This window comes from Microbulbifer maximicatervae (SeqCode), assembly GCF_052466985.1.
Genome location: NZ_CP174298.1, coordinates 4,671,007 through 4,690,154 on the forward strand (window position 1 = coordinate 4,671,007; position 19,148 = coordinate 4,690,154).

The 19,148-nt window shown below is 51.6% G+C and carries 15 protein-coding genes and 1 other RNA gene; 6 read left to right on the forward strand and 10 right to left on the reverse strand.

The window, feature by feature from the left end; genetic code table 11:
- Positions 1 to 2 precede the first annotated feature (2 nt).
- Together ACJJI3_RS20575 and ACJJI3_RS20580 are read left to right on the forward strand one after the other, a co-directional pair.
- Complete coding sequence (locus ACJJI3_RS20575) at positions 3 to 3,101, forward strand: type I restriction endonuclease subunit R (protein ID WP_444940785.1); 3,099 nt, start codon at positions 3 to 5, stop codon at positions 3,099 to 3,101.
- Positions 3,098 to 3,829 carry a M48 family metallopeptidase gene (locus ACJJI3_RS20580; protein ID WP_444940786.1) on the forward strand — a complete coding sequence of 244 codons (732 nt, stop codon included), beginning with the start codon at positions 3,098 to 3,100 and terminating at the stop codon, positions 3,827 to 3,829. The genes ACJJI3_RS20575 and ACJJI3_RS20580 overlap by 4 nt, the downstream gene beginning before the upstream one ends.
- 596 nt (positions 3,830 to 4,425) lie before the next feature.
- On the opposite strand, the gene ACJJI3_RS20585 is transcribed toward ACJJI3_RS20580, so the two are convergent.
- The 7 genes from ACJJI3_RS20585 to ACJJI3_RS20615 all read right to left on the reverse strand — a co-directional run bounded on the left by ACJJI3_RS20585 (position 4,426) and on the right by ACJJI3_RS20615 (position 13,662).
- Positions 4,426 to 6,987 carry a hypothetical protein gene (locus ACJJI3_RS20585; protein WP_444940787.1) on the reverse strand — a complete coding sequence of 854 codons (2,562 nt, stop codon included), beginning with the start codon at positions 6,985 to 6,987 and terminating at the stop codon, positions 4,426 to 4,428.
- A gap of 749 nt (positions 6,988 to 7,736) precedes the next feature.
- Positions 7,737 to 8,189 (reverse strand): nucleoside deaminase, encoded by a 453-nt coding sequence (locus ACJJI3_RS20590; protein WP_444940788.1) that lies wholly within the window; start codon positions 8,187 to 8,189, stop codon positions 7,737 to 7,739.
- A 421-nt stretch (positions 8,190 to 8,610) separates the two neighbouring features.
- Positions 8,611 to 9,204, reverse strand: a complete 594-nt coding sequence (locus ACJJI3_RS20595) for a hypothetical protein (RefSeq protein ID WP_444940789.1) — start codon at positions 9,202 to 9,204, stop codon at positions 8,611 to 8,613.
- A 593-nt stretch (positions 9,205 to 9,797) separates the two neighbouring features.
- Positions 9,798 to 10,188, reverse strand: a transfer-messenger RNA (tmRNA) gene (gene ssrA, locus ACJJI3_RS20600).
- A 173-nt stretch (positions 10,189 to 10,361) separates the two neighbouring features.
- Positions 10,362 to 11,708, reverse strand: a complete 1,347-nt coding sequence (locus tag ACJJI3_RS20605; protein WP_413663282.1) for a sodium-dependent transporter — start codon at positions 11,706 to 11,708, stop codon at positions 10,362 to 10,364.
- A gap of 40 nt (positions 11,709 to 11,748) precedes the next feature.
- The gene (gene smpB / locus ACJJI3_RS20610; protein ID WP_282931304.1) at positions 11,749 to 12,228 is read right to left on the reverse strand and encodes an SsrA-binding protein SmpB; all 480 of its coding nucleotides are present in this window, start codon (positions 12,226 to 12,228) and stop codon (positions 11,749 to 11,751) included.
- A 15-nt stretch (positions 12,229 to 12,243) separates the two neighbouring features.
- Positions 12,244 to 13,662 carry a sodium-dependent transporter gene (locus ACJJI3_RS20615; RefSeq protein ID WP_413663281.1) on the reverse strand — a complete coding sequence of 473 codons (1,419 nt, stop codon included), beginning with the start codon at positions 13,660 to 13,662 and terminating at the stop codon, positions 12,244 to 12,246.
- A 190-nt stretch (positions 13,663 to 13,852) separates the two neighbouring features.
- On the opposite strand from ACJJI3_RS20615, the gene ACJJI3_RS20620 reads away from it, so the two are divergent.
- The gene (locus ACJJI3_RS20620) at positions 13,853 to 14,293 is read left to right on the forward strand and encodes a type II toxin-antitoxin system RatA family toxin (protein WP_413663280.1); all 441 of its coding nucleotides are present in this window, start codon (positions 13,853 to 13,855) and stop codon (positions 14,291 to 14,293) included.
- Complete coding sequence (locus tag ACJJI3_RS20625; RefSeq protein ID WP_413663279.1) at positions 14,290 to 14,643, forward strand: RnfH family protein; 354 nt, start codon at positions 14,290 to 14,292, stop codon at positions 14,641 to 14,643. Before ACJJI3_RS20620 ends, ACJJI3_RS20625 begins: the two co-directional genes overlap by 4 nt.
- Here the strand turns inward: ACJJI3_RS20625 and ACJJI3_RS20630 are convergent.
- Positions 14,640 to 14,984, reverse strand: a complete 345-nt coding sequence (locus ACJJI3_RS20630; protein WP_413663278.1) for an outer membrane protein assembly factor BamE — start codon at positions 14,982 to 14,984, stop codon at positions 14,640 to 14,642. The two genes, ACJJI3_RS20625 and ACJJI3_RS20630, sit on opposite strands and share 4 nt — an antisense overlap.
- A gap of 278 nt (positions 14,985 to 15,262) precedes the next feature.
- On the opposite strand from ACJJI3_RS20630, the gene fur reads away from it, so the two are divergent.
- Complete coding sequence (fur, locus tag ACJJI3_RS20635; RefSeq protein ID WP_282931309.1) at positions 15,263 to 15,673, forward strand: ferric iron uptake transcriptional regulator; 411 nt, start codon at positions 15,263 to 15,265, stop codon at positions 15,671 to 15,673.
- Between the two features lie 50 nt (positions 15,674 to 15,723).
- Here the strand turns inward: fur and ACJJI3_RS20640 are convergent, their stop codons facing one another.
- Together ACJJI3_RS20640 and recN are read right to left on the reverse strand one after the other, a co-directional pair.
- The gene (locus ACJJI3_RS20640; protein ID WP_413663277.1) at positions 15,724 to 16,323 is read right to left on the reverse strand and encodes a 1-acyl-sn-glycerol-3-phosphate acyltransferase; all 600 of its coding nucleotides are present in this window, start codon (positions 16,321 to 16,323) and stop codon (positions 15,724 to 15,726) included.
- A 281-nt stretch (positions 16,324 to 16,604) separates the two neighbouring features.
- Positions 16,605 to 18,272, reverse strand: a complete 1,668-nt coding sequence (recN, locus tag ACJJI3_RS20645) for a DNA repair protein RecN (protein WP_444896132.1) — start codon at positions 18,270 to 18,272, stop codon at positions 16,605 to 16,607.
- Positions 18,273 to 18,500: 228 nt separating this feature from the next.
- Between recN and grpE the strand changes: the two genes are divergently transcribed.
- On the forward strand, positions 18,501 to 19,121 hold the full coding sequence (gene grpE, locus ACJJI3_RS20650; protein WP_444940790.1) for a nucleotide exchange factor GrpE: 621 nt from the start codon (positions 18,501 to 18,503) through the stop codon (positions 19,119 to 19,121).
- Positions 19,122 to 19,148 lie beyond the last annotated feature (27 nt).

Sequence of the window (19,148 nt, forward strand, 5' to 3'; positions counted from 1 at the left end):
CAATGAGTAACGTTGGACAACGAGAGCGATTGACTCAGCAGCGGGTGATCAAACTTTTTCAGGAAGAACTCAATTATCGCTACCTAGGTAATTGGGAAAAGCGCGAGAACAATCGCAATGTGGAGCAGGTAATTCTGTCGTCCTGGCTGCGTGAGCGCGGTACCAGCGAAGCGTTAATCGCGAGGGTGCTACATCAACTGGGAGATGCAGCCGCCCTGGGTGAGGGTAAAAAGCTCTATTACGCCAATAAAGATGTCTACAGCTTGCTCCGCTACGGGGTTAAAGACAAGGAAGGGGCCGGTGAAACAAATCAAACCGTATGGTTAATCGACTGGGAAAACCCGGAGGCCAATGACTTCGCTATTGCCGAAGAGGTGTCAATTAAAGATGAGAATAGGAAACGCCCAGATATTGTTTTGTATGTCAATGGAATTGCGCTGGGGGTACTTGAGCTAAAGCGCTCTTCTGTGGGGGTGTCCGAAGGTATTCGCCAAAATCTGGACAATCAGAAGAAAGAGTTTATCCGAAATTTCTTTACCACTATGCAGCTGGTGATGGCAGGGAACGATACCCAGGGCTTACGCTACGGCACCATAGAGACGGCAGAGAAGTATTATCTGGAGTGGAAAGAGGATGTGACCAATCCCTATTCCAATCCACTTGATTTCCATCTCAGCTTGATATGTAACAAACGGCGTTTCCTGGAGTTGATTCACGACTTTATTGTCTTCGATGCAGGAGTCAAAAAAACCGCTCGCCATAATCAGTACTTCGGTGTGCAGGCGGCGCACAGACATGTCCGCAGGCACGAAGGCGGCATTATCTGGCATACCCAGGGCTCCGGTAAGAGCCTGACAATGGTGTGGCTGGCCAAGTGGATTCGGGAGCAGGTTAAAGATTCGCGGGTGTTGATTGTTACCGACCGCACCGAGCTCGATGAACAGATAGAAGCGGTCTTTAATGGTGTTGATGAGAATATCTATCGAACCAAGAACGGCGCCGATCTGATCGCTACCCTCAATGACCCGAGTCCCTGGCTTGTATGCTCGCTAGTGCACAAATTTGGTCGAAATGGCAAAGAGGATACCGAGGAAGAAAAAGATAAAGCCACTGATAACTTTATTAGGGAGGTGGCCGGGAGCCTGTCTAGTGACTTTGCCCCCAAAGGGGATCTTTATGTTTTTGTGGATGAATGCCACCGCACACAGTCTGGCAAGCTGCACAAGGCGATGAAGAAGATCCTGCCGGAAGCCATGTTTATTGGCTTTACCGGTACGCCGCTGATAAGGGCTGATAAGAAAAAATCCCTTGAGGTATTCGGCCCTTTTATCCACGCCTATAAATTCGATGAGGCGGTTGAGGATAAAGTGGTGTTAGATCTGCGTTACGAGGCGCGGGATATTGATCAGCGTATCACTTCACAGAAGAAAGTTGACGATTGGTTCGAGGTGAGAACCAAAGATCTGAGCCCACTGGGCAAGACAGCACTGAAACAAAAATGGGGCACGATGCAGAAACTGCTTTCCAGCAAATCGAGACTGGAGCAGATAGTTAATGATATTTTAATGGATATGGAGACTAAGCCCCGGTTAATGGATGGCCGAGGTAATGCGATGCTGGTATGTGCCAGTGTGTATCAGGCGTGTAAGGTTTTTGAATTGTTCAACGGCAGTACGCTTGCTGGTCAGTGCGCTATTGTTACCAGTTATAAGCCTACTGCAGCAGCTATTAAAGGTGAAGAGACTGGTGAGGGGCTGACGGAGAAGCTCTTCAAGTACGATGTTTATCGTAAGATGCTGGCGGATTTTTTTGAGCAACCGGAGGAGGAGGCGGCAAGCCGTTCAGAGGAATTTGAGAAAGAAGTCAAGAGGCGCTTTAAGGAAGAGCCGGGACAAATGCGCCTGTTGATTGTGGTGGATAAACTGCTCACTGGTTTTGATGCGCCTTCCGCTACCTATCTTTATATCGATAAGAAGATGGCAGATCACAATTTATTCCAGGCTATCTGCCGAGTGAATCGTTTGGACGGCGACGATAAGACTTACGGCTATATTATCGACTATAAAGATCTATTCAGATCTCTGGAAAAATCTATCCAAAACTATACGTCAGAGGCCTTTGAGGGATATGACAAAGAAGACGTTACCGGATTGCTAAAAGACCGTTTGTCAGAGGCGAGCAAGGATCTGGATGATGCGCTGGAAATGGTGAGAGCATTATGTGAGCCGGTTAAGGCTCCACGTAATACCGCTGATTATATCCACTACTTCTGTGGCGACGATAAACAGTCTGCCGATGAGCGCACTGAGAAAGAGGCTCTGCGCCTGACGCTATATCAAAGTGTTGCCAAGTTACTAAGGGCCTATGGCAATATCGCCTGCGAGATGCAGGATGCTGGTTACTCCTCTGTACAAGCAAGCAAAATCAAAAAGGAAGTGACTTATTTCGAGAAGGTCCGCGATGAGATTAAGCTGGCCAGTGGTGATCTGGTTGAGATGAAGCGCTATGAGCCGGGTATGCGCCATTTGCTGGATATGTATATCCAGGCCGATCACAGCGAGACACTAATGGACTTCGAGGAGTTAGGGCTAATCGAGTTAATTGTTAATCGCGGTGCCGATGGGCTTGAGAAGTTGCCAGAGGATATCCGTAAAGACAAGGTAGCAATGGCCGAGACCATTGAAAACAATATCCGCAAGAAAATTGTGGATGAGAACCCGGTCAACCCCAAATATTACGAGAAAATGTCTGAGCTGCTGGAAGAGCTGATTGAGCAGCGGCGCAAACAAGCTTTGGATTATCAGGAATATCTTGAGAAGGTAAGGGTGCTAGCAAAGGATGTATTAAAGCCAGATGAAACCAAGTATCCGACATCGATGGATACCCCTGCTAAACGAGCGCTCTATGATAACCTGGGTAGAAATGAGAATCTCGCCACTAAACTTGATACCGCCATCCGCGATACCAAAAAGGATGAGTGGGTAGGAGATCGCTTTAAGGAGCGCGAAGTGGCGAACGCCATTCGAGAAAAGTCAGTTGGTTATGACGTTGATGTGGATAAAGTGATGGAACTGGCCAAAGCCCAAGTGGAGTATCAGTGAGCCGACCTGACACGATCAATATGCAGGTTGGTAGCCTAGCGATTACGATAAACCGTAAGGCGATTAAGAACCTGCATATCAGTGTATTGCCACCTGAGGGTGTGGTGCGTGTCTCCGCGCCTGAACATTTATCTGATATTGCTATTCGACGCGCGATAGTACCGCGCATTCCCTGGATTAAAAAACAGCAGCGTAGTTTTCTTGATCAGCCCCGCCAGTCGGAACGCGAAATGGTCAGTGGCGAGAGCCACTACTCTTTTGGAAAACGTTATCGACTGGCAGTGGTTGAGCGTCGAGGGCGCCATGAAATTTATATTTCAGGCAAGAGTAAGCTGGAACTTCGGGTGAACCCAGGTACTAGTCACCTTGGGCGAAAGAAAGTACTTGAAGACTGGTATCGCAAGACCCTTAAAACTGAAGTTGGCCAACTACTGCCCCGCTGGCTGGATGCAATGGGGCTGGAAGGCTGTGATTGGCGCATTAAGCGAATGAAAACCATGTGGGGCAGCTGTAATATCGAGGCACGCCGTATTTGGCTTAATCTAGAGCTTGCCCAGAAACCATTGGAATGCTTGGAGTTTATTCTAGTTCACGAGCTCGTGCATTTGTTCGAACGCCATCACAATGACAGGTTCCGAGCTTTAATGGATTCGTACTTGCCCGGTTGGCAGGAGCGTCGGCATCTGCTTAATAGTTCTCCTTTGGCAAATGCAGAGTGGAGTTACTAATTCTTTTTCTTTGTTTTTATATCGTCCTTTTCTTTTACCTCGAAGCTTTATGAGGGGGCTAAAAAGAACTAAGTCTTTCGCTAAAAACTTTTGCTAAATTGGTTTCTACACCTCTAGGGTTTTCTGCATCGTTAAGTAGATCAACACTTAATTGGTTGACATGGCAAATAGGGTTTAAAGGTAAATTGTTGCTTGTGAGTCAAGGTTATAGGTATGGTATAGGGCGAAAGAAAGATTATTGAGTTTTTTGAATTTACTCATTTTCTTGAAAATTATCGTGTAATTATTGACAGAACAAATGGCGCACTAAGCTATCCCAATAACTTGTAGCAATGGTACTTCGTTAATTGCAGACAGAACTCGGCTTAAAACTGATTTGTGCCTGCAATGCAAAAAACTGTCTGCTAATGAATTTCCATTTACTTACGATAAAGTTGATAAAAGGCTACTTACTTTTCGTTACTAGGTTGTGCACCACTAAGGTTTGTCGCGAGGTATTGGCGGCGCTGCGTCAAAAGAAGACTGAGCGTGTACACCGTCGCAGAAACCGCATGGGTTGCCCGGGCGTGCAATGGCCACCCGAGCAACCGCGCGATTTACTCCGGTACTGCGATAATTAGGAACGACACGTGCGATTCGCTGTTTTCTTGAGTGTGCTTGCTGTTTCCCGAGTCGCCGTCGCCGATCAGTGCGTGTGGATTGTGCAGTATGACCTGCGAGCCTGACGTGGAATAGGTTTCCGAACCTCCGCCGACTTGCCGGATATCGTGGTCACTGCTGTCGTAGTGGACGCGATAGCCAGACAGGAATACTGCCGCGTCGCTTATGGGCTGGCCCATCTCGACATACACGTCATCACTCGTTTTTTGGAGGTTTGTCACGTACTTTGCGATCAGAGGGGGGCTCTTGCTCAGCTCAATGAGATTGCCATCAATCGATGCGATGGCATTGTTGCCCGAGTCATCGTGCATCTGTGCAGTCGATTGGATACCCACTTCGTAGTTGTTAGGAACCGCGGTGGTTGCATCGAGCTCAATGGTGCGAACGTGGTGTGACTTTGGGGGTTCGCTCGGATCGTTGTCCTTGTGGTACTCGCACGCCCAGCCTCCAAGGGCAGCATAAGCCTCTGGCTCATCGAGGGGGATGTATGGGCTGGTTGATTCATCGGGGATACCGGTGATGGTTCTCGGTAAGATCACACCGTCTTTAGGGCCGTCGACCACTGCGATGCAGGACAATGTCAATTGGGAGGCTGAGGGGCTTAAACCTTTCTTCTGGCCGTACAAAGTGGCGTCAGGAGTGACGGTTAGGACGGCATTCTTGTTGTGAACCTGGGTGAGTGACAGGCCCAGCGTTTGCGTCTGGTGGTCCGTGCTTCCTTCGTACTTGAAGAACCAGTAGGTGGCGGCAACGATAAAGCTCGTCACTTCTGAGCCGTATCTGCTGAAGTCAAACCGGAACCTTCCGCCGTTTTCATCCAGCTGCTGATTGATCTGCATCATCTGAATATTCGGAGGCGCGATTGGGGTGGAATGAAGCTTGATTGGCATATAGGCCCAATCACCACCAACCTGGAGATAAGCGGGCGAATTCGTCTTCTTGACCTGGAAGCCGGGAATCGCGATGTCGACACTCCCTTTCTTCGAACTCAGAATCGAGATGATCAATTGAAGGACCCAGCCAAGCGGTACGAATGCCCACCAGAAGGGGAGCTTCGCTTTGGTTTTCACCTGAATGTTGAGCACATCGTCGTAGGCGTTGAAGCTTATCGTCGCAGAGAGCTTTAGGGTTTGGTAGACCCACAGGGTCATGGCCCCACGCTTCACTCTGATGTCGGCACTGATAACAAGATCGCCGTCGTTGTTGAACGCCGCTTGGAGGTTATTTTCTTTGATTTTGATATGCGCACCCTCAATCACATCCTCGACGTCGGTGTTGAGGTACATTTTTTCGGGGTAGGTATCGGTCACCGTCAGCTGCGATGAGGTCAGTGGCGTTGCTTCAGCAATCGCCGCAGCCACCGAAGTCAAAATGATGTCGTTGGATACGATGAGTGCGGATGTACAGTTGCTAGGGATAGTCTGTGGTAGAAGCGCGTCTATTGGCTGGCGATTCCCACGGCATATCCCAAGTCCGAACAAGTTTGAGTCGGAGCCGCCATCAAAGGCTGTATACATCACCCCGATATCCAGGTTCCCGGCGGGCAGGGGGGTGTGTTGAGCAACCGTGTACTTGATGGGCCAATCAAAACTTGAGATGAGTTGGTCGACTGCTCCTTTCATCGCGTCGGTAATGTCGAGGCCCTTGATCGACTTTGAGAGTTGAATATCGCTGAGGTCAAGTTCCATCATGTCCCAGTTGGGCTTCTGGATGGTCACGGTGACTTGCCCATAGTGGTTGATGCTGGCGCTGGCTTGCATTTTGTCGAGGTCAAGAACGAGCCGGGCGTGACCGGGGCTTTGGCCCTGCGCATCTTCGATATTGCTTGTGATACCTGGGAACTTGATGAACCCTGTGATGGGCAGGTCGAGCGTCGCCTTTTGGTCTTCGGGAGCGATGAAGGCGGGACAATCAAATGCGAACTCGTAGCGAACCTTGGCGGGGCCCTTGCCGACACTTCCGCTGAAGGACCATTGGCCAGAGTCGCCTTCGAAGAGCTCGCTAATCCAATTGTTGACCGCTCCTTGAGTCGAGGCACTGATCAAGTCCCAACCCTGTGAAAGGTCTGGATCTGGCGAGGATTCAACTTCTTGAAGACCTTGCTGCTCTTCAATTTCTTCTTCAATTAAGTCACTTGGTTCTTCTCGGTCAAACAGGCCGCGCAACTCCTCGACCATCTCGACGCTCGGGTCGCATACCCGCTGAAAAGTCGCAATTGGGTCGAGCACGAATTGACGTGCATTGCCTTCAGATTCACCGAGCCACTCGAGCATACGAGCTTCATGTTGCAAGAGGTTGCCCAGGACGGGGTCGCGTTGCAGTGGGTTTGCTTGAGGTGTTGGCGTGAATTCGAAAGAGAGAGAGGTCGAACTATCTAATTGTGTGGCTTGCTTGCCTAGCAGGCGCTGCAGGTCGTCAGGAGAGAGTGTGAGGGACGCGGTTTGCTTTTTGAGGCGGCGCTGCAGGCTGTCGGGAGAGAGTGTGAGAGTCTCTTCCATGATGATGCTCCGTAATCTTCATTAGTTTGATTTTTTTGAAAAGGCGAGTGGCCGAGTAACACCACGAGCCCTCTTTGATGCGGCAATCGAACATCAGGCCTACTAGAAAATTGCCACCCGCCCTAAGTTACTCTTCAAAAGGGCACCAGCCAACAAAGTCGAAGGCATTATCAGGGAAAATGTTGATGTCTTTTGTTTGATAGCATTTTTTGCGCCGTTATTGGGAGGTTCTAAATGAAGCCTTTCGGTGAAAAATTACGGGAATATTGCAGTAGCAAACACTTTTTCCATAGCTCTCGAGGTTATTGCTACTGGATGAGTATTGTGTGACGGATCAAAAATGCTTCATTGGATATGAAAGGCGGAGGAAGGAGAGGGCTAAATAACGTGCCCAAAAGCTGTTATCAGATTTTGAAGAGCTGGATAAGACTGGGCTTTTTAGTGGGGGTGGAAATGCGATGTTGCACGATATTCATGGTGGGAAACCTGCACGACTCTGGTCTAAATGATAAAAGAAAAAATCTAAACCCTATCTGGTAGAATCTAGTCAACATACTGACCTAATGTATACCGACTCTGTGTTAGCTGGGTTTTCTTTTTATCAAGCATTTTTAGCTCACTCTGTAGTGAGGCTTTAGCGGCAGGGCATTCGTAAAATCGAGGGATTGAATGTTCATCCTCTAGGTGCGGCAATGATTATTTTGTTGTTTTTAATTTAATTCCACTTTTATTCAATGTTTTTATGTTTTTTACTCGCCAATATCTTCATGCCAGATTTCAGGGTGCTGCTGGATAAATTCACTCATAAGATTAATGCAGTCAGAATTATTTAGGATGGTTAGGCTTATGCCTTCAGATCTGAGTAATAGTTCATCTCCCTGAAAGGTTTTGTTTTCACCGATAACAATATTCCTAATGCCGTATAGACGTATGGCTCCGCTGCACATAGGGCAGGGTGAAAGAGTCGTATAAAGCGTGCACTTTTGATACTCGACTGCTCGTAACCTTCCAGTTTTTTCCAATGCGTCCATTTCAGCATGCTTGCTAACACTATTCTGTTGGATACGCTGATTGTGGCCTCTGCCAATAATTTCTCCATCACGAACTACTACACAGCCGGTGGGAACACCTCCTGCGGCCAAGCCCTTGCGCGCTTCCTCAATGGCTGCTTGCATAAAAGCTTCGTGCTCAGACTTGCTCATGGCAGTCCTTTATTTAAGTTTTTAAGGGTGCTTGAAATATAGAGTGTAGAGCTTTATTGATACATTAATGACAGCAAAGGTGACGGCGAAGACTATTGCCAATAGGTTTGTATTTTTCGACTAGTGATGGCTCTTACTGATGTGAAAAAACCTTTATCGGTGTCAACAGGCGAGCGGCCTGCTTGATTGTTGATAAACCTTTCTCTCGTGTATAAGTGCATGACATGATCGATGGATGAGGCTTTGTTCCTTTTGATGTGAGTTCTTTAAGATATTGTTTTAAGCAGGTTAATGGGTAGAAATATGGGTATTCCTAACACGATATTGATTTGCCCCGCTTATTTAGAAGGTGCCGACAGGCATTGAGCCTGTCAGATGAAAATGTCCAGCGCCTAGCGAGCTGCCAAAAGGGAAATCGAGATTATCTATTGCTATTCACTCTTTTAGAGCCGACGTACATTGCAAATAAACGAAGGCCGATGGAAATTAAGACAAGCATACTTGGCGCTGTATGAGCGGGTATTGCCTTTAATTGAGTGATTTCTCTTTGAAGGGTCATCGTTTGGTGTGGGTTGGTCTGGTGCTTTGGAACCTGAATGACGTTTTTCTTAAGTAATTTATCGAACGACTCGATTTCTCCCGCAAGCATATCCAGGAGTTCCAATTCGGTCTTGCCTTCCCATGGTAGCTGTGTCCTATATGCGTCAACTGCTTTACCAAGCTTTTTCCACTCTTCTGCGAGGAAGGCTTCAAGTGATGAAAGGGTCCTAAGCTTCGAGTTCATGGATTGATTGACTCGGTAGGCGTTTTGTCCATGAGCGCCGGCCGCCATCACTCCACCAAAGTGCTGTACGTTATGTTTGGCGGTATTCAGGTTCCGGCTGATTAAGTTGAGTTGGTCCAGAGTGCGAACCAGAGTCTGATCAAATCTCGGATCTTTATCCTTAATCGCTGTCAGAGCGGTGTTAACCAGTCGACTCACCTGTATCTTGGTTGCATGTTCGTTGATGGACATATCCCTTTATCCTCGTAAATCCATTGAAGAATGTGTTCCACCTCTCTGATTTGAGATGAATGTGCCACATTCAGGTTTTTGCTTGATGAAAACGCGAATTCTAAATTAAATCTGCCAAGTGTCGCGGTCTAATAGAGTACGGGCCATTGCACGGGAGCCGGGGCGGTCATGGTTTCATTGTCATAGCCCAGTGACCAGGGCTAGAGCCTGTTCAGCAAGAGGGTTAATGTGTGGCTGGCCCATTTTCATTTTTCGCTGGGCAGTTTTATGTGCTTGGCATCCCAATTGATTTCCGTCCACTCAAGTTTTCGCAATTCTCTAGCGGGCAGAGTAAGAGAGGGGGTAGTTTTAGGGCTGCTCTTACTATTGGGGTCGTCTATGGCAGTTAGTAGGCGCCCGATTTCAGTAGGGTCTGCAATAGCTGCCAAGTGCTTTTTCTTGGTGGGGCAGTGGCGCAAACCTGCTCGCCCCCGCAATTAACCCCACTAAAAATGGCTGGATTTGGGTTAGATTAATTGGGATGGCCCAGATAAGCAAAAACCCCGGAAACACTAGGTTTGCGGGGTTTTCGTGGGCTGTCTGAGACAGCAATTTGGTGGAGATGGCGGGAGTCGAACCCGCGTCCGTCAGCACTCTGCCAGAGGCTCTACATGCTTAGCTCCGTCTATTGATTTAACCCATTACAGCCCGGCGGTCAGGACGTATAGGGCGATCCCGAAATTTGTTTAACCGCTTACCCACGGGTATGGCTTGCGGCGATCCAGTTCTGTATAACAGTCTACAGCGCGATACTGGAACCTTGCTGAAGACTGCTAAGGGACGAACCCTTAGTTAGTGCTTACTTAAGCTGCTAATGCAGTTTGTTGGGCACCGTAGTTGTCGTCGTTGGCAACTAATAAAATACAGCTTTGGATTTACGAGATTCGCTGCCATCTCGGCATGCACCCAAGGTTTCGTAACCGGCGTCGAATCCAAGTCATCCCCGATAAGAAACACTCATGTGTGTCACCTAAGTATACCCCAAAATTCACGTTAGCAATAAATTTTATGTAATTGGCATTTGAGCGATCAGAGTCGCTTTAGTCAGGCGCTTTGAGGGAGGGCTTAGGTGGGAAGGGAGTCCCCGGCGGTAAGGTACCGCCGGGAGGGAGATCAGATTAGCGAATGGACTGTACGAAAGCGGTCAGGATTAGCAGTGGGCAGACGATGCGCACATACCAGGGCCAGATCTTCCAGAACAGGGTGTTTTCGATATCTTCATGGCCTTTCTTGAGCTCACTCAGCAGCTGGTCGCGGCGCCAGATCCAGCCGGCAAAGATACACAGGGCAATACCGAGCAGGGGCTGGCCGTATTCAGTACTGATACTGACTGCCAGTCCGAAAAGGGCGTCGAAATTGTAGATGATGCCGCAGCTCACGCCAAAGATGATCAGGCCAACGATCGGGGTGGCGATGCGGCGGGGGATATTCAGGTTCTCGATAGAGAATGCCACCGGCACTTCCAGCATGGAAATGGAGGAGGTGAGGGAGGCGATAACCATCAGTGCAAAAAAGGCGATGGCGACGAATATCCCGGCTTCACCCATGGTGTCGAAGAGTGCTGGCAGCACTTGCAGGATCAGGCTCGGGCCGGCGATCAGGGAACCGTCGGCAGAGAAGATCTGGGTACCGGCTTCCTGGGCTACATACATGGCGGGCAGGATTAGCAAGCCCGCTGTGAAGGCGATGCCCACATCAATCAGGGTTACCAGGGCGCCGAGGCGCGGCAGGCTTTCCTGCTGGCTCAGGTAGGAACCGTAAATCAGCATGGTGCCTACACCCAGGGATAGGGAGAAAAAGGCCTGGCCCATGGCGGAGATCAGCAGATCCGGGGTGAAGTGGTCGAAGTTGGGCATCAGGTACACTTCCAGGCCGGTCAGGGCGCCGGGCTGGGTGAGTACGTAGCAGATCAACAGCAATAACAGGATGATCAGCGATGGCATCAACAGGGTGGACCAGCGCTCGATCCCCTTTTCAACACCACTGGCGATAATCAGCATGGTAAGACCACTGAAGATAGCAGTCATGATCATATTGCGATCGGTGCTGTTGCCGGCCAACCACTGGGCCGCCTCTTGGGCGCCAAACAGGCTGGCGAAAGGTTGGGCCAGGTGGGCCACCATCCAGCCCGCCACAATGGCGTAGAAACTCAGGATTAGGGAGGCCACCAGGATACCGCCGAAGCCGGTCAGGCCCCCGAAAAAGCGGCTGATGGGCCCGTTGGAAATGGAGCGCAGCGCCTGCACCATATTGCGGCGCGCGTGGCGGCCGATGGTGAGTTCGGCCATCAGGGCCGGATAGGCGAGCGCAAAGGCTAGAAATAAGTAGGCGACTACAAAGGCGGCGCCGCCGTTGCTGGCGGCCTTGGTTGGAAAGCCCCAAATATTGCCGAGACCAACGGCGGAACCCGCCGCGGCCATCAAAAAGCCAATATTCGAGCTGAACTGTCCTCGCGGTGCACTCATGGTAAATCCCGTAATTATTCTTCTAATAGTTCACTGTGCACTATTTGTGCGCCGAGCGCATTAGGCGCTGCTTTTCGCGGTTCCAATCGCGCTTCTTCTCAGTCTCGCGTTTGTCATGGCTCGCCTTACCTTTAGCAAGGCAGACTTCGCACTTCACCAGATGCCCTTTCCAGTACATGGCTGTGGCAACCACGGTGTGACCCTTCTGCTCAACAGCGGCGATTAGCTTGGAAAGCTCGCGCTTTGTGAGCAGCAGGCGACGGGTGCGGTCGGGCTCGGTGACAAAGTGGGTGGAGGCACTGGGTAGCGGCTGGATGTTGGCACCCAGCAGCCAGGCTTCACCGTTTTTGAAAATGACATAGCTGTCGGTCAGCTGGGCTTTGCCCTCCCGACAGCTTTTGACTTCCCAGCCTTTCATCTCAACGCCCGCCTCAAACTTTTCTTCAATGAAATAGTCGTGGCGGGCCTTCTTGTTGAGGGCGATGGTATTGGATGTTTGTGCTTTCTTTTTCTTGGCCATGAAAACTACGAGTGACTATATAAAACTGTGTCCAAAAAACTTCAGGGCCACGGTATTGATAAAGATAAGCAGCAGTATCAATGGGATAAAAGTGCCCAGGGAGAAGTTAACGTATTTTTGCGAAAACGAGCCTGCAAAGTTGCTGTCACCTTCTTGCAGCTCTTTATCAAAATTGGATTTCTTCCATTTGTAGATCACGAACAGACATACCAGCAAGCCGTTTAAAGGCAAGATGGTGTCGTAGAAGATGATCTCCACCAAATCGAAGAACGACTTGTTTGCGCCGGCCAGTTGTACAAACTCTGTAAACCAAGTGGCCATACCGAATGATACGGCGCAAGCGATGGCCAGTACAAATTGAACTGCCGCAACGATGTAGATAGCCTTCTTACGCTCCATGTTGCGCTCGTCGCGCAGGGTGGCGATAGGCACCTCGATAATGGAAACCAGAGAGGTAATGGCGGCAACCAGTACCAGGAAGAAGAAGATGGCCGCTACGGCGCTGGCGCCCATGTAGCCGATTCCGTCTTGCAAAGCGAGGAATATCTTCGGCAGGAACAGGAAGATCATACCGGCGGATGAGTCGCTCAGCTCTGTCGGATCAATCTGCGGGTTAAAGTGGAAAATACTCGGCAAAATCAGCAGGCCAGCAGTAAAGGCTACCAATGTGTCAGTAATCGCAACGGCACGGGAAGAACCGGGAATGGAGTCCTTCTTCTTCATATAGGAGCCGTAGGTAATCATGATGCCCATTCCCAGAGACAGGGAGAAGAAGGCCTGGGCCATGGCTTTACTGATTACGTTGCCGTCAATTTTGCTGAAGTCGGGTACCAGGTAGTACTGCAAACCTAGGGCGGCGTTATCCAGGGTTAGTACAAAGAACACCAGTCCCAATAACATTACAAACAGCATGGGCATCAGGGTTTTTGCGGCCCGCTCGATACCGTCTTTAACGCCCATAGCGAGAATGGCATTGATGATCAGCATCAGGACAACCAGGTAAATAAATACCGTGGGTGTATTGATAAAGTGGATAAAGAAATCCGGGGTGGCGAGCTTATCCAAGTTGCCGGAGAAGATTTCTACCAGGTACCCCATTACCCATACGGTGACCACCAGATAAAAAACCGCGATCATAAATGGCGTGATCAGGGCCAGCCAGCCGGGAATACTCCACAGCGTGGAGCCCTTGGATATCTGCCGATAGGCACCGACGGGGTCTTTATCTGAACGGCGTCCCATAGCGAGTTCGGCCATCATCACAGGCAGACAGATCAGAAATACGAAGAGAGCGTAGACCAGTAAGAAGGCGCCGCCCCCGCTCTTGGTGGCTGCTACAGGGAATGCGACCAGGTTGCCAATACCGACGGCGGAACCTGCTGCGGCCAGGATAAAGCCCAGCCTTGACCCAAAATGCTCTCTCACTGCGGTCATAAGTACTCTCGCTATTATTTTTTGAATGCTTGTAGTTTTTGTTACTGCGGCTGGGGCTAAGTGTGGCCCACCGGTAAAAAATGCGATTGTTGCAGGAATTGTCTTGCTTGAGTAGCGCCGACTGGCAAAATTAGCCGTTCAACGGTAATCCCAGGTAATTTTGCCTGATGGACTGGGTTAGACAGTAGGAATGACTGAAATAGAACGCAGTGCGCTGGTGATGTACAGCGCGGAACAAATGTTTGATCTGGTCAACGATGTGGCCAGTTACCCGCAATTTTTACCCGGCTGTCGCGCTGCGGAGATTATCCACAGCGATGACACCACTTTAGAGGCGCGCCTGGATTTGTCGCGCGCGGGTATAAAGCAGAGCTTTGTGACCCGCAATCAGTTGGTGCGTCCCAAGTCGATGACGCTCAAGCTGGTGGATGGTCCTTTCGAGCAGTTCGAGGGACTGTGGGAATTTACTCCACTGGCTGAAAATGCCTGTAAAGTGAGTTTTACCCTTTCGTTTTCGATGAAAAATCGATTGATCGCGGCGGCTGCGGGAAAAATTTTCAGTGACCTAGCCAACCAGATGGTCGCGGTTATGTGTGAGCGCGCGGAAGAAGTTTACGGGAAACCCCAATGACAGAAGAGAAAACAATCTCGGTGGAGGTGGTGTACGCACTGCCCCACGAACAGCGACTAATGCGTTTGTTGGTGTCTGAGGGTACCACTGCGCGGGAGGCGCTAATTCGCTCGGGAATTCCCAAGGAGTATCCTGAAGTCGATCCGGATACGGCAAAGATGGGTATTTTTGCCCAGGTGCTGGGGAGTAAGGGGCTGCCGCCGGCGGAAAGTTATGTCCTGCAACCCGGGGACCGGGTTGAGGTGTATCGCCCCTTGATCGCCGATCCCAAAGAGGCGCGCAAGCAGCGCGCCGAGAAAGCCAAGCGTATGGCTGAGAAGAAGAAAGGCGCCGAGGGGACTTCCGCTTAGGGCCAGCCTGTGGGCTGCCAGTCGCCGCTGGTGGCTACCAGGGAGTCTTCATCAAAGTAAACGCTAAAGGTCTTTTGGGTGATGTTGCCTTTCTTGTCGCGAAGGCGATTGACGTAATCCCAGCGGTTGGGGTTGTAAGTATCTTCCAGCAGCGGAGTGCCCAGAACAAACTGTACCTGGCGTCGCGTCATCCCTGGCTTTAGCTGATCCACCATCTCCTGGGTAATGATATTGCCCTGCTGCACCTCAATACGGTGTACACCGGGGAATTTTACGAGTGTGCAAGCTCCCAGCAAGCTGCACAGGAAGGCGATAGTGAGAAATCTCAGACTAGGCGGCATTCATTGCTCCATTATTCGGTTTCAAACGGCAGCGCTCACGCTGATTTCTTACAAACAGTCAGTTTAGTCTCAAGTGGAGAAAAAAAGTTCCTCCACTTACCAGTTCTGCCCTAAGTGAGCAGTACGGGGTTTCTCTGACTCCGTAGGGCATGGGATAATACCTGAAGAGTTGGCTCGCTGACAGACGGGACTCCAGGGTCGGAATCCTTTATAAATGGCCGCTGTGGGTTTGGGCAACTTCGGATAACTTTTAAAATCCTGCCGGGAAATATTGATACATGTCGAACGAAAACCAGGAATTGCGCAAGGCTGGCCTCAAGGTCACTCTGCCGCGGGTGAAAATTCTGCAATTGCTCGAAAGCACTAGTGAGCAGCATTTGAGTGCTGAGGATGTCTATAAGCTGTTGCTGGAGGCGGGAGAGGATGTCGGCCTAGCTACTGTGTACCGGGTATTGACCCAGTTTGAGAGCGCGGGCCTGGTAGTGCGCCACAACTTCGATGGCGGCCACTCCGTATTCGAGCTGGACCGTGGCGATCACCACGATCACATGGTGTGCACGGATACCGGTAAGGTTATCGAGTTCCACAATGAAGAGATTGAGGAGCTACAGCGCCAGATCGCTGAAGAGCACGGCTATGAGCTGACTGGCCACAGCCTGGTTCTGTATGTGACAGAAAAAGAGAAGTGATTCTTTCGGGTGCGGTATTCACCGCACCCTTCAAATGCTTACGCTGAGTGTTACGACTGGCAGGGTGGGGTGTAAAGCTCTGGGAACTTGCCAATTTTATCCGCGTAAAATTCCTTGAGCTTCAACAGCTCGGCTTCCAGGTTTTCACTGAATTGCGCTATCGGGCCGATGCCCACTTCTTTTTTGGGGAAGCTGATATAGCCCAGTACCACCGGAACCCTGGCGTTGCGGGCGATATGGTAAAAGCCGGTCTTCCAGCGTTCCGCCAAACCGCGAGTGCCCTCGGGGGGAATAGCGATAACCAGTTCTTTGCGCAGTTTGAACTGCCTGGCAGTGGCATCCACCAGGTTGTTGGCTTTGCTGCGGTCTACGGCGATACCGCCGAACCAGCGCATGGGGCCACCCAGGGGGAAGGTAAATAGCTTGTCTTTGCCCATCCACTGCGGGGTCATCTTCAGTTTGAGTGCGGCGAGAATAAAGTAATAGCCATCCCAGTTAGTGGTATGGGGGGCGCCGATCAATACGTACTGCTTTAGTTTGAGAGACTGCTCGTCAGCTTTGACACGCCAGCCGTGCAACTTCAGTAGCACCCGTGCAACCAAGCGGAGGATTGGGGTGACAATAGGGGTGTTGAAAATCGTTCTCTGCATAACCTCGGCCGGGACTACTCATACATCGAAAAATAAGCCGCCAAGTATATGGTGACTTTAGCCGCCGCTCCCAGTCATATTTGTGCGTTTGTCCTAAATCGGCACATATATCCGACGAAAGGGGTGGTATACCGGATTGTGTGGCGGTCATTTATTGATCTACGGTGTAAGATTGCTTACCAAAATGCACCATTTTTGCCCTATGGTGACATTTGGCGCCGGAATCGTATGAAGGAGGTAGGGCTGACTCCATAGCCAGCCCGAGAGAAGGGTTTGGGGGATTAAATTCTCTCCAGCATTTCCTCAGCATGAGCCAGGGATTGGGCGGTGGGGGCGCCGCCGAGCATGCGCGCCACTTCTTCGCGGCGCTCGCCGTTGGTGAGTTCGCGCAGTGCCACAAAAACACTTTCGCCATCGCTGTGCTTCTCCACCAGGTATTGGCGGTGGGCTCGCGCCGCTACCTGGGCCAAGTGGGTCACACAGATCACCTGGCCGCTGCGACCATTGCGGGTTTCTCCCAGTTGACGCAGCAGGCGGCCCACCACATCACCGGTGGCGCCGCCGATACCCACATCCACCTCGTCGAATACCAGGGTGGGGGTGCGGGAGGTTTGCGCAGTTACCACCTGGATTGCGAGGCTGACCCTGGAGAGTTCACCGCCGGAGGCAATCTTGCCCAGGGGGCGAGGCGGTTGGCCCGGGTTGGTGGAAATTAAAATTTCTGCTTCTTCAAGTCCCTGGCTATTGGGCGTATCCAGCTCTTGTAGTGATAGCTCTACTCGAGCGTGAGGCATGGCCAGGTCGGCCAGCTGGCCGTTCACGGCCTCCGCCAGCGAAGCTGCCGCTTTACTGCGCAGCTTGCTGAGTTTGCCGGCAACTTTTCTGTATTGCTTCTCCAGTTGTTCACAATCTGCGGCAAGGCGCTCCAGGGCATCTGGGCTGCCGATATCGTCCAGTTCTGCCTGTAACTGCTGCTGTAGTGCCGGCAGCTCCTGCGGTTGGACTCGGTGTTTACGCGCCGCCTGGTAGATGGCGCTGAGCCTGTCTTCAACTTCGGAGAGTCGCTCCGGGTCCATCTCGAAGCGGTCGATATGTCGGGAGAGGGTGGCTGCGGCCTCATCCACCTGGATGCGCGCACTGTCGAGCATCTGCGCCACTTCCACTAAGGCTGGAGCCTGCCCGGGCATGGAGGACAGCAGTTGCAGGGCGCGGTGCAGCTGTTCGGCGATATCGCCTTCACCGCCGGACAAGAAAGCGGCCAGCTGGTAGCTGCCACTGAGGATTTCTCCGGCATTGGCCAGCTGTTGCTGTTCGCTCTCGAGGGACTCTATTTCCCCTTCGCTCAAGCCAAGTTGATCCAGTTCCTTAAGCTGGTATTCCAGCAAGTGGCGGCGGGCTTCGGCTTCCTCGGCGCTGTCGGCCAGTGTGCGATAGCGGCGATAGTGATCCCGCCAGGTTTTGAAGCGGCTGCGGGTCTCTGCGGCGAGTTCCTGGGCCTGGGCGTATTCATCCAGCAGGCGCAGGTGTGTTTCTTTCTTCAGCAGGGATTGGTGTTCGTGCTGGCTGTGGATATCGATTAGCTGCTCGCCCAGGGCGCGTAGCTGCAACAGAGTGACCGGTTGGCCGTTGATATAGGCGCGGGAGCGGCCGTCGGCGCCGATAGTGCGGCGCAGAATGACCTCCTGCCCGGCGTCCAGCTCCTGGGACTCGAGCCAGCTGGCAGCGCTGGGGTGCTCGGCGATATCAAATGTGGCGCTGATATCGGCGCGATTGGCGCCGGTGCGCACAAGCTCAGCGCTGCCGCGACCGCCCAGCGCCAGGCCGAGGGCATCCAAGGTGATTGACTTACCCGCGCCGGTCTCGCCGGTCAGGGTACTGGTACCGGGACCAAACTCCAACTCCAGTTGGTCCACCAGGGTGAATTGGCTGATAGACAGATGCAGCAGCATAGAGATCGCTTGTGTCCTTGCTAATCGGCGGGCGCCCGGCCCAATTAGTGGTTATTTATACAGTATTCGTTCCCGGTTAGCTATAGGGGCGGGGCCACATTACTCTGAGGATGTGCGCTAGCGCGAAAAACCACTTGAACTGTGCGGGGATGTCCCCATATAGGCTCCAGTGCCCGAGAGACGGGCTCAACTCACATTACTGACAGAGTCGACGCGACGGAGAAAGCAGTGGCCAGAGAGCGCAGCGAAGAAGATCAGATTAAAGAGGGGGCGGAGCACGCACCAGCTACAGACGAGGGCGTTTCAGCAGAGATTGAAGACCCTTCCTCTATAGAAAGCGAACTTGCCGAGGAAGCCCTGCGGGAAGAGGCCGAAGGTGCCGATGCCCTGCACGAGGAAATTATCAAGTTGCAGGAGCAGCTGGCAGCGCACAAGGATATGGCCCTGCGCGCCCAGGCGGAAGAGCAGAATGCCCGCCGCCGCGCGCAACAGGATATCGAGCGCGCGCGCAAATTTGCGGTAGAGAAGTTGCTACAGGACTTGCTGCCTGTAGTGGACAACCTCGAGCGCGCACTGGCGACGATCGATACGGCCGACGAAGCCAACAAGGCCTTGGTAGAAGGTATCGAGCTGACCCACAAATCTTTCGTTGAAACCCTGACGAAAAATGCTGTGGAAGTTGTCGATCCGGCCGGTGAGCCCTTCGACCCAGAGCTGCACCAGGCTATGACCCAGGTGTCCAACGGCGAGGTGGAGCCGAACACGGTTCTGGACGTGTTTCAAAAAGGTTATCGCCTCAATGGCCGCCTGGTTCGCCCGGCCATGGTGGTGGTCAGCAAAGCGCCGTAAAGGCAGAAGTGTAAAGCGGCCTTGAAA